This is a genomic window from Lysobacter arseniciresistens ZS79 (assembly GCF_000768335.1).
Lineage (GTDB): Bacteria > Pseudomonadota > Gammaproteobacteria > Xanthomonadales > Xanthomonadaceae > Novilysobacter > Novilysobacter arseniciresistens.
Map to the genome: position 1 here is coordinate 40051 of NZ_AVPT01000018.1, position 10577 is coordinate 50627.

At 70.0% G+C, this 10577-nt stretch carries 10 protein-coding genes; 4 read left to right on the plus strand and 6 right to left on the minus strand.

Features of this window, described 5'->3' with window-relative positions; all coding sequences use genetic code 11:
• Positions 1-71: 71 nt before the first annotated feature.
• From N799_RS09795 to hppD, 4 genes are all read right to left on the minus strand, one after another.
• Positions 72-1049 carry a calcium/sodium antiporter gene (locus tag N799_RS09795; protein WP_036211593.1) on the minus strand — a complete coding sequence of 326 codons (978 nt, stop codon included), beginning with the start codon at positions 1047-1049 and terminating at the stop codon, positions 72-74.
• Positions 1050-1097: 48 nt separating this feature from the next.
• Positions 1098-1751, minus strand: coding sequence for a hypothetical protein (locus tag N799_RS09800; RefSeq protein ID WP_036211595.1), 654 nt, complete (start codon positions 1749-1751; stop codon positions 1098-1100).
• 89 nt (positions 1752-1840) lie between these two features.
• Complete coding sequence (gene hmgA / locus N799_RS09805; protein WP_036211598.1) at positions 1841-3130, minus strand: homogentisate 1,2-dioxygenase; 1290 nt, start codon at positions 3128-3130, stop codon at positions 1841-1843.
• A 39-nt stretch (positions 3131-3169) separates the two neighbouring features.
• On the minus strand, positions 3170-4255 hold the full coding sequence (gene hppD, locus N799_RS09810) for a 4-hydroxyphenylpyruvate dioxygenase (protein WP_036211601.1): 1086 nt from the start codon (positions 4253-4255) through the stop codon (positions 3170-3172).
• A gap of 110 nt (positions 4256-4365) precedes the next feature.
• On the opposite strand from hppD, the gene N799_RS09815 reads away from it, so the two are divergent.
• Positions 4366-4851, plus strand: a complete 486-nt coding sequence (locus tag N799_RS09815; protein ID WP_052101437.1) for a MarR family winged helix-turn-helix transcriptional regulator — start codon at positions 4366-4368, stop codon at positions 4849-4851.
• 78 nt (positions 4852-4929) lie between these two features.
• Here the strand turns inward: N799_RS09815 and N799_RS09820 are convergent, their stop codons facing one another.
• Both N799_RS09820 and N799_RS09825 read right to left on the minus strand, forming a co-directional pair.
• Positions 4930-6519: a peptide MFS transporter gene (locus N799_RS09820; protein ID WP_036211607.1), complete on the minus strand. Its 1590-nt coding sequence runs from the start codon at positions 6517-6519 to the stop codon at positions 4930-4932.
• 180 nt (positions 6520-6699) lie between these two features.
• Positions 6700-7560: a tryptophan 2,3-dioxygenase gene (locus N799_RS09825; RefSeq protein ID WP_036211610.1), complete on the minus strand. Its 861-nt coding sequence runs from the start codon at positions 7558-7560 to the stop codon at positions 6700-6702.
• Positions 7561-7750: 190 nt separating this feature from the next.
• Here N799_RS09825 and pdhA point away from each other — a divergent pair, with 190 nt between their 5' ends.
• The 3 genes from pdhA to N799_RS09840 all read left to right on the plus strand — a co-directional run.
• A complete protein-coding gene (pdhA, locus tag N799_RS09830; protein ID WP_036211612.1) occupies positions 7751-8824 on the plus strand; it encodes a pyruvate dehydrogenase (acetyl-transferring) E1 component subunit alpha in 1074 nt (357 codons plus the stop codon).
• Complete coding sequence (locus N799_RS09835) at positions 8821-9819, plus strand: alpha-ketoacid dehydrogenase subunit beta (protein WP_036211615.1); 999 nt, start codon at positions 8821-8823, stop codon at positions 9817-9819. Before pdhA ends, N799_RS09835 begins: the two co-directional genes overlap by 4 nt.
• A 94-nt stretch (positions 9820-9913) precedes the next feature.
• The coding region (locus N799_RS09840) for a biotin/lipoyl-containing protein (protein ID WP_036211618.1) at positions 9914-10577 on the plus strand (664 nt) is incomplete at its 3' end.

Consider the following 10577-nt stretch of genomic DNA (forward strand, 5'->3'; position numbering starts at 1 on the left):
TGTAGCAACCGCGCGACCGCCCCCAACCTTACCGTCCGTGCCGTGCAGCGCGCATCGACGCGGCACGCGGGTCAGCCGATCGCGGCGACCCGGCCGGCGCTGTCGAGCAGCACCAGCTCGAACGCCAGCCACACCACGAAGCCCGCCAACAGCACCCCGCCCTCGCGCCGGCTGACCTCGAGGTCGCCGCGCAGCATCGGGTACACCACCAGCGCGAACGCGAGCGCCGCGGGCAGCGCGTAGCGCACCAGCACACCCGGTAGCACCAGCGGCTGCCACAGCGCCATCGCGCCGACGATCACCAGCAGGTTGAACACGCTGGAACCGACCACGTGGCCGAGCACGATGTCGCCCTGCCCCCGCCGCGCGGCGGCCACCGCGGCGGCCAGCTCCGGCAGGGCGGTGCCGATCGCGACGGCGACCAGGCCGGTCAGCAGCGGCGACAGTCCCCAGCCGGTGCCAAGCTCCAGCGCGCCGTCGACCACGAAGCGCGCGCCGAAATACAGCAGCACCAGCGCGATTGCCAGCCGCAGCAGGTTGAGCTTGAGGTCGGTGCCGGTGTGGGCGAACGCTTCCAGCTCGGCCCGCAGCTCCGGCACCTCCTGTCGCGCGCGGGAGAACGCGAACGCCAGCACCGCGACGAAGGCCAGCAGCATCATCCCGCCCTCGATCCGCGACAGGCGGCCGTCGAGGCCGAACACGATCGCCGCCGCGGTGCCGACGACCAGCACCAGCAGCAGCGGCGACAGCGCGCGCCAGCGCACCAGCAGCGGCGCCGCGACCGCGGCCGCGCCGAGCACCAACCCGAAGTTGACGACGTTGCTGCCGATCGCGTTGCCCAGCGCCAGCTCCGGCTGGCCGACCGCGATCGCGCGCAGATTGACCGCCAGTTCCGGCAGCGAGGTGCCGAACGCGACCAGCACCAGCCCGGTCGCGAACGGCGACAGCCCGCCGCGCCGCGCCAGTCCCGAGGCGCCCTTCACCAGCGAGTCGCCGCCCAGTGCCAGCAGCAGCAGTCCGAGCACGAAAAAGCCAAGTGCTGCCAGCATCGCGGATCCTCCGGTGTGAACGGGTCGATTCTAGGCCTGAGCCGCGGCTCAGGAGCAACCTTCGACGTAATCGACCTGCGGCGGCAGCCCGACCCGCCACTCGGTCACCACGTCGTCGGCATCGGTCTCGAACAACAAAACCGCGTCGCTGCCGGACGGGTCGGCGACGCGCAGGTATTCGCCGTCGACGTACTTGTGCGGGCTGCGGTCGGTGACCGGTCCGTAGAGCGCTTCGAGCCCGGCCTCGTCCATGCCGCGGCGACCGCCGCCGGGAGCGGCCATGCCGTCGTTGGCGACCGAGTAGCGGACGAAGCGGCCGCCCTCGAACATCATCGCGAAATAGGCCTGGTCCGGCTGGCCGACCGGACTGAGGTGGAAGCAGGCGTCGCTGCCGTCCGGACCGCCGGCGGGCGCGTCGCCGGGTTCACCGAGGTCGCCGCCGTTCCAGGCCGCGCGCACCGCGTCCGCGCTCATGCCGAAGCGCGCGGGGCCGTAGCCATCGAAGCGTGCGTCGCCGGTGGCGGTGGGCTCGGCGGGCGCGGGCGCCGGCGCGGCCGGCTTGGGCGCATCGGGACCGATCGTGGTCGGCGGGTCGCCAGCGGCGGCGGACGGGTCGACGGCGGCCCCATCGTCGGCGCTGCAGGCGGTGATCGCCAGCGCCAGCAACGCTGCGGCGAGGATGCGGTCGGGACGGCTCGGCATGGGCACACTCGTGGAGGACGGCGCCCGATCTTCTGCACCGCGTCGTCAACAGCGCGCGAATGCCCCGCGCGCGTCGACGCCCACGGTGCTCAGCCGCGGAAGTGCTTGCCCAGCCCGTCCCAGCAGGCCTGGTACCCGCGCTGGCGGTGGTTCGCGGCCAGCGCCTGGCTGGTCGGCCGGATCACCGCGCGCGCCTCGAACATGATCGCCATCGTGTCGCGGATCACGTCGGGGCGGGACAGGTCGGCGGCGCTGGCCTTGTCGAACGTCGCCGCGTCCGGTCCGTGGCCGGTCATGCAGTTGTGCAGGCTGGCGCCGCCGGGGACGAAGCCCTCGGCCTTGGCGTCGTAGGCGCCGTGCACCAGGCCCATGAACTCGCTGGCGATGTTGCGGTGGAACCAGGGCGGCCGGAACGTGTCCTGCGCCACCAGCCAGCGCGGCGGGAAGATCGCGAAGTCGAGGTTGCTGGTGCCCGGGGTGTCGCTGGGCGAATGCAGCACGAGGAAGATCGACGGGTCCGGGTGGTCGAAGCTGATCGAGCCGATCGTGTTGAAGCGGCGCAGGTCGTACTTGTACGGCGCGTAGTTGCCGTGCCAGCCGACCACGTCGAGCGGGCTGTGGCCGATGTCGGCGCGCCACAGGTGGCCCTGGAACTTGGCGACCAGTTCGAAGTCGCCCTCGACGTCCTCGAACGCGGCCTGCGGCGTCAGGAAGTCGCGCGGGTTGGCCAGCCCGTTGCTGCCGATCGGGCCGAGGTCGGGCAGCTTGAGCAGCGCGCCGAAGTTCTCGCAGACGTAGCCGCGGGCGGTGCCGTCGGGCAGTTCGACCCGGAAGCGCACGCCGCGCGGGATCACCGCGATCTCCTGCGGTTCGACCTCGAGCACGCCCAGCTCGGTGGCGATCCGCAGCCGCCCCAGTTGCGGGACGATCAGCAGCTCGCCGTCGGCGTCGTAGAAGAACCGCCCGTCCATCGAGCGGTTGGCGGCGTACAGATGCACGCCCATGCCGGTCATCGCCGCCGGGCCGCCGTTGCCGGCCATGGTGAACAGGCCGTCGACGAAGTCGGTCGGCGCGTCGGTGGCCGGCATCGGCAGCGGGTCCCAGCGCAGCTGATCGGGCGTCACCGGGCCGTCGCCGAAATCGTTGTGGAAGCGCGCGGGGCCGTCGTCGCGCCGCATCGGCTCGAACGGCCCGTGCACCGCGGCCGGGCGGATCCGGTACAGCCAGCTGCGGCGGTTGCTTCCGCGCGGCGCGGTGAACGCCGAGCCGGTCAGCTGCTCGGCGTACAACCCGTGCGCCACCCGCTGCGGCGAGTTGCGTCCTTCCGGCAGCGTGCCGGCGACCGCCTCGGTCGCGAACTCGTTGCCAAACCCCGACATGTATCCCTTCACGCGACTGCCTCCGGCCCGGAAAGTGGTTTACAGCACGCCGCGCTTCATCTGGTCGCGTTCGATCGACTCGAACAGCGCCTGGAAGTTGCCCTCGCCGAAGCCCTCGTTGCCCTTGCGCTGGATGATCTCGAAGAAGATCGGGCCGAACGCGTTCTGGGTGAAGATCTGCAGCAGCAGGCGCTTCTTGGTCTCCATGTCGGCGTCGATCAGGATGGCGTTGCGACGCAGGCGCTCGACGTCCTCGGAGTGGCCCGGCACGCGCTGGTCGATCACGTCGAAGTAGGTGTCGGGCGTGTCGAGGAAGGCGATGCCGGCCTCGCGCATCTTCTCGACCGACGCGTAGATGTCGTCGGTGAACAGCGCGATGTGCTGGATGCCCTCGCCCTTGTAGTCGCGCAGGTACTCGTTGATCTGGCTCTTCTCGTCGGACGACTCGTTGAGCGGGATGCGCACGATGCCGTCCGGCGCGGTCATCGCCTTCGACAGCAGGCCGGTCTTGGCCCCCTTGATGTCGAAGTAGCGGATCTCGCGGAAGTTGAACAGCTTCTCGTAGTAGTCCGACCACTTCTGCATGTTGCCGAGGAACAGGTTGTGGGTCAGGTGGTCGATGAAGGTCAGGCCGAAGCCCTCCGGGTGCTGGTCGACGCCCGGCAGCGGCTCGTAACCGGCGTAGATGTCCTCGGCGGAGTCGTCGATCAGGTACAGCATGCAGTCGCCGATGCCCTTGATCGCCGGCGCGGACACGGCGCCGGTCTCCGGCTTGTGGTCGGCCTTCTCGCCGCCGTTGGCGAGCACGTGGTCGAGCACCTCGCCAACCGGCTTGCGGAAGCGGATCGCGAAGCCGCAGGCCGACGGGCCGTGCTCGGCGGCGAAGTCGGCGGCGAACGAACCCGGCTCCTCGTTGAGCAGGAAGTTGATCGTGCCCTGGCGGAACAGGGTGATCGCGCGCTCGCGGTGGCGGGCGACCGCGGTGAAGCCGAGCTTGCGCAGGTAGTCGCGCATCTTCTCGCCCTGCCCGGCCGGCGCGGCGAACTCGACGAACTCGAACCCGTTGATACCCATCGGGTTCTCGAAAGTGGTGACCTGCATGCCGAGGTTGGGCTGGGCGCTCATGGGGGACTCCGGATCTGCGGCTTTGGAAAGCACGGGAAGGGTGCGCGGCACGGCGGCCGCGGAACGACGTTATAGTTTCACATGAAACCATACACAAGGCGCGGCGCAACATGAACGACCCCCGCCCCGGCGCGCGACGCCCGCGACACGTCGAACTCGACCTCGAACACTTCCTGCCGTACCGGCTGTCGGTGCTGTCCAACCGCGTCAGCGACTCGATCTTCCGCATGTATGCCGAACGCTTCGACCTCGGCGTCACCGAGTGGCGGGTGATGGCGGTGCTCGGCCGCTATCCCGACCTGTCGGCCGGCGAGGTCGCCCAGCGCACGGCGATGGACAAGGTGGCGGTGAGCCGTGCGGTCGCGCGGCTGGTCGAGGCCGGCCGGCTCCGGCGCGAGACCCACGGCGACGACCGCCGCCGCTCGGTGCTGCGCCTCAGCGCCGACGGCTACCGCATCTACGACGAGGTCGCGCCGCTGGCGATCGAGTTCGAGCAGCGCCTGCTGAAGGGCATGCAGCCGGCCGAGCGCGACCTGCTGTTCCGCCTGCTCGACCGGCTCGACGAGCTCGAACTGCAGGCCGAGGGCGGTACCTGAAAAAGAAACGGCGACCCGGAGGCCGCCGTTTCCGTTCGCGCGCATACCGGCCATGCGCCAGGCATGGCCGGGTCGCGGTTACCGCAGTTCCTGGTCGGTACGGGTACCGGCCGCGGCCGGCTCGCCCACTTCTTCCTGCCCGGCCAGTGCACGGTCGTGGCGCTCGGTGTCGACGTCCTCGTGCATCAGCTTGCGGATCAGCGGCGACACCGCGACCACGGCCACGCCGACGGCGATCGCGATCCAGCCGATCTGCTGGTAGACGTCCAGCACCGGCGTGGCGGCGGCGCCTTCGGCGGCTTCGGCACCGGTTGCGTGGGCGATCAGGCCACCGATGTAGTTGCCGGCCGCGCTGGCCAGGAACCAGGTACCCATCAGCAGGCTGACCATGCTCGCCGGCGCCAGCTTGGTCATCGCCGACAGGCCGACCGGCGACAGGCACAGCTCGCCCATCGTGTGCAGCAGGTAGATGGCGAAGATGAAGATCACCGGGGTCGGGTTGCCGGTACCGGCCGCGACCGCACCGGCCACCAGCACCAGGAAGCCCAGGCCGAGCTGCACCAGGCCGAGGCCGAACTTGGCCGGGGTGGACGGCTCCAGCCCGCGCCTGGCCAGCGCCAGCCACAGCCACGCGAACACCGGCCCGAGCAGGATGATGTAGATCGCGTTGAGCGACTGGAACATGCCGGCCGGCACTTCCCAGCCCAGCAGCTCGCGGTTGACCTGCTCGTCGGTGTAGATGTTGAGCGAGGAACCGGCCTGCTCGAACAGCGCCCAGAACAGCGGCTGCAGGCCGATCAGGAACAGCGCGGCGAGGATCCGGTCGCGGTACACCCGGTCGAGCTTGAACACCGCCGTGAACAGCAGGTAGGCGACGACGACGGCACCGAACAGCGCCAGCAGCCAGCCGACGACGGACTGGTACTGCACCAGGAACCAGACCACCACCACGCCGACCAGGCCGATCAGGTAGACCATCCATTCGGTCGGGACGCCCAGCATCGGCTTCTTCAGCAGCGCCGGGTCCGGCGCCTCGCCCTTGCCGAGCAGTGCCGGGCGGCCCCAGACGAACACGATCAGGCCCAGCAGCATGCCGATGCCGGCCGCACCGAAGCCCCAGGACCAGCCGATCTCCTGGCCGAGGTAGGCGACCAGCGCCGAACCGATCGCCGCGCCCAGGTTGATGCCCATGTAGAAGATCGTGAAGGCGGGATCGCGTCGCGCATCGCCCTGACGGTACAGCTGGCCGACGATCGCCGAGATGTTGGCCTTCAGGAAGCCGACGCCCATGATGATGAACGCGAGTGCCAGCCAGAACACGTTGAGCATCGGCGAGTCCTGCCCGCCGGTACCTTCAAACGCCATCAGGCCGTGGCCGATCACCAGCAGGACCGCGCCGTACTGCACCGCCTTGCGCTGGCCGATGTAGCGGTCGGCCAGGTAACCACCGATCACCGGGGTGATGTAGACCAGCGCGGTGTAGGCGCCATAGATCAGGTAGGCCTTCTGCTCCGAGAACAGCCAGTGCTGCACCAGGTAGAAGATCAGGATGGCGCGCATGCCGTAGTAGGAGAAGCGCTCCCACATCTCGGCGAAGAACAGCACGAACAGGCCGCGCGGATGGCCGAGGAAGGTCTTCTCCCCCGCCGGGACTGGATTGGTGGCCACTGGTGGTTTTTCTCCCCTGAAGGAATCTGTCGGTCTGCCGCCCTGCTGGGCGGTCTCGTGGCAATCCCCCCTCGGCCGGCGGCGAGCCGGCAGGGGCGAAAACGGGGGAAGGTTTAACCGCTATGTAACGAGCACGTCAAATGAACGCGCGCGATGCTGCGACGCAGCACAAGCAGCGGTTCAGCGGCCCGTGCCGATCGAGGTGCGCACCTCGAACAGCTCCGGGAAGAACGTCAGGTCCAGCGCCTGCTTGAGGAAGCCCACGCCCGACGAGCCGCCGGTGCCGCGCTTGAAGCCGATGATCCGCATCACCGTGCGCATGTGGCGGAAGCGCCACAGCTGGAACTGGCTCTCCAGGTCGACCAGGTCCTCCAGCAGGTGGTAGGCGGCCCAGTGCGCGTCGGGGTCCTCGTAGATCCGGCCGAACACCGGCAGCAGCGCCGGCTCGGACACGTGCGGGCGCGACCAGTCGCGTTCGAGCAGGTGTTCCGGCACCGGGTGGCCCTGGCGGGCGAGGAAGCGCAGCGCCTCGTCGTACAGGCTGGGCGACTCCAGCACCTCGCGCAGCGAAGTTTCCGCCGCCGGATCGTGGGCGAACACCTTCAGCATCGCCGCGTTCTTGTTGCCGAGCAGGAACTCGATCGTGCGGTACTGCAGCGACTGGAAACCCGACGACGGCCCGAGGATGTCGCGGAAGCGCATGTAGTCCGACGGCGTCAGCGTTTCCAGCACCGACCACATCTCGGTCAGCTGGCGCAGCACCTGCTTGCAGCGCGCGAAGATCTTCTGGCAGCTGCCCAGCTCGTCGGCGCGCAGGTGCACGGTGGCCGCCTTGAGCTCGTGGATCATCAGCTTCATCCACAGCTCGGACACCTGGTGCTGGACGATGAACAGCAGCTCGTCGTGCTCGGCCGGATTCGACAGCGGATGCTGCGCATCGAGCAGCCGGTCCAGGTGCAGGTAGCCGCCATAGCTGAGCCGCCCCGACAGGTCGGTGTGGATGCCGGTTTCCAGTGCTCGCTCGTTCCTGTCGACGCTCATCGCCTGCTCCTGCGGGGGGCGAAAGGGTATCGCACATGCGCGGCCGCTACGCCCTGACCTGGATCAGGCGCGATCGCCAGGCCGTCCCGGCGGCGCGCCGTACGCCGGCCGCTTGCCGCATCGCGCAACGGATTTTTCCGGGGCCGCCGGTATCATCGGGGGTCTTTCGCATGACCGAGGAACGCGCGCAATGACGGTCGCCGCATCGTTCGAGATCGAGTACCTGCAATACATCGGGCCGGACGGCCAGCCCGTCGCCGAGCTGCCCGAAGCCTTCCGTGACCCCAGGGCCCTGCTGCCGCTGTTCAAGCAGATGCTGTTCGTGCGCACCTTCGACAGCAAGGCGATCAAGCTGCAGCGCACCGGCAAGCTCGGCACCTACGCCGCCTGCCTCGGCCACGAGGCCACCCACGTCGGCATCGGCGCCTCGATGCGGCCCGAGGACGTGTTCGCCCCCAGCTACCGCGAGTACGGCGCGCAGTTCATGCGCGGCGTGAAGCCGCGCGAGGTGCTGCTGTACTGGGGCGGCGACGAGCGCGGCAACGACTTCGCCGAGGCGAAGAACGACTACCCGTGGTGCGTACCGATCTCGACCCAGTGCCTGATGGCCGCCGGCGCGGCGCTGTCGTTCAAGCTGCGCAAGCAGGACCGCGTGGCCGTGGCCTGCTGCGGCGACGGCGGCTCGTCCAAGACCGACTTCTACGCCGCGCTCAACTCGGCCGGCGCCTACAAGTCGCCGCTGGTGCTGTGCGTGGTCAACAACGGCTGGGCGATCTCGGTGCCGCGGCATGCCCAGACCGGCGCGCAGACGCTCGCCCAGAAGGGCCTGGCCGGCGGCCTGCACTGCCTGCAGGTGGACGGCAACGACCTGGTCGCCGTGCTCGAGGGCATGCGCCGCGCCACCGAGCGCGCGCGCAACGGCGAGGGCGGCAGCGTGATCGAGTTCATGACCTACCGCCTGCACGACCACACCACCGCCGACGACGCCAGCCGCTACCGCGACGAGGCCGAGGTCAAGGACGGCTGGACCCGCGAGCCGATGACCCGCCTGCGCACCTACCTGACCGCCGCCGGCGTGTGGAGCGACGCCGAGGAGAAGGCCTGGATCGAGGAATGCGGCGCGAAGGTCGACGTCGAAATCAACGCCTACCTGGAGACCCCGGTGCAGCCTGTCGAAGCGATGTTCGACCACCTATATGCCGACCCGCCGGCGGACCTGCTGGCCCAGCGCGAACAGGCGATCGCACGGGAGGGCCGCGCATGAGCAGCAACGACACCGCAGCCCCGATCACGCTGATCGAGGCGCTGACCCAGGCGATGGCCCACGAGATGCGCGTCGACGACAGCGTGGTGGTGCTCGGCGAGGACGTCGGCGTCAACGGCGGCGTGTTCCGCGCCACCGCCGGCCTGCACGCGCAGTTCGGCTCCGAGCGGGTGATCGACACCCCGCTGGACGAAACCACCATCGCCGGCCTGACCGTCGGCATGGCCAGCCAGGGCATGAAGCCGATCGCCGAAGCCCAGTTCGACGGCTTCATGTACCCGATGGTCGACTTCATCGTCTGCCACGCCGCGCGTATGCGCTACCGCACCCGCGGCCGCCTGCATTGCCCGATGGTGCTGCGGGTGCCGTGGGGCGGCGGCATCCGCGCGCCGGAGCACCACAGCGAGGCCAACGAGGCGATCTTCACCAACGTGCCGGGCCTGCGCGTGGTGATGCCGTCCTCGCCGCAGCGCGCCTACGGCATGCTGCTGGCGGCGATCCGCGAGCCGGATCCGGTGATCTTCTTCGAGCCCAAGCGCATCTACCGCCAGTACAAGGAACACGTGCCGGACGACGGCGAGGCGCTGCCGCTGGACGTCTGCTACGTCCTGCGCGACGGCTCCGACGTGACCCTGGTGACCTGGGGCGCGCAGGTGAAGGAGACCCTGGAGGCCGCCGAACAGCTGGCCGGGGAAGGCATCAGCGCCGAGGTCATCGACGTCGCCACCCTGCGTCCGCTGGACTTCGCCACCATCGCCGAGTCGGTGTCCAAGACCGGCCGTTGCGTGATCGTGCACGAGGCGCCCAAGACCGCCGGCTTCGGCGCCGAGATCGCCGCGCGCCTGGCCGAGGAGTCGATGTACGACCTGCTCGCCCCGGTCGAGCGCGTCACCGGCTACGACACCCACATCCCGCTGTTCCGGCTGGAGATGAAGTACCTGCCGAGCGTCGACCGCGTGGTCGCCGCGGCGAAGCGGGCGATGGTCGCCGGCTGACCGCCGGCCGCGGTGGCCGGCACCCACCGGCCGCCATGCACCCACCGATGCACTGCCCGGGCGCCGCGGCGCCCCCGCAAAACGAAGGACTGCCATGAGCAACAAGAAAACCTTCTTCCTGCCCGACCTCGGCGAAGGCCTGCCGGACGCGACCATCGTCGAATGGACGGTCAAGGTCGGCGACACGATCAAGCTGGACGACGCGCTGGTCTCGATGGAGACCGCCAAGGCCGTGGTCGAGGTGCCCTCGCCGGTGTCCGGCAAGGTGCTGAAGCTGGCCGGCGCCGCCGGCGACGTGATCACCACCGGCGCGATGCTGGCCGAGTTCGAAGTCGACCCGTCGATGCCGCAGCGCGCCGAGGGCCAGGACACCGGCCACCACCACGGCGGCGGCCAGCCGTCAAAAGGCGTGGGCAGCGAGGACCCGGCGCCGGACCACCGGGTGGTCGCCTCGGACGACGGCGGCGCGATCCAGGACGAGGGCGAACCCGCCGCCAAGGGCCAGCCGCGCCAGGACAGCGGCACCGTGGTCGGCGCGATGCAGTCGTCCGATGCGGTGCGCAGCGAGCAGGCCAGCACGGTCGGCGGCGTCAAGGCGATGCCGGCGGTGCGCGCGCTCGCGCGCAAGCTCAAGGTCGACCTGACCCGCGTGCGCGCCACCGGCGCCGACGGCGTGGTGACGATGGCCGACGTCAAGCAGGCCGCCGCCGACGGCTCGGCGCAGCTGGGCGCAGCGCCCGCACCGCGCGCGGCCGACC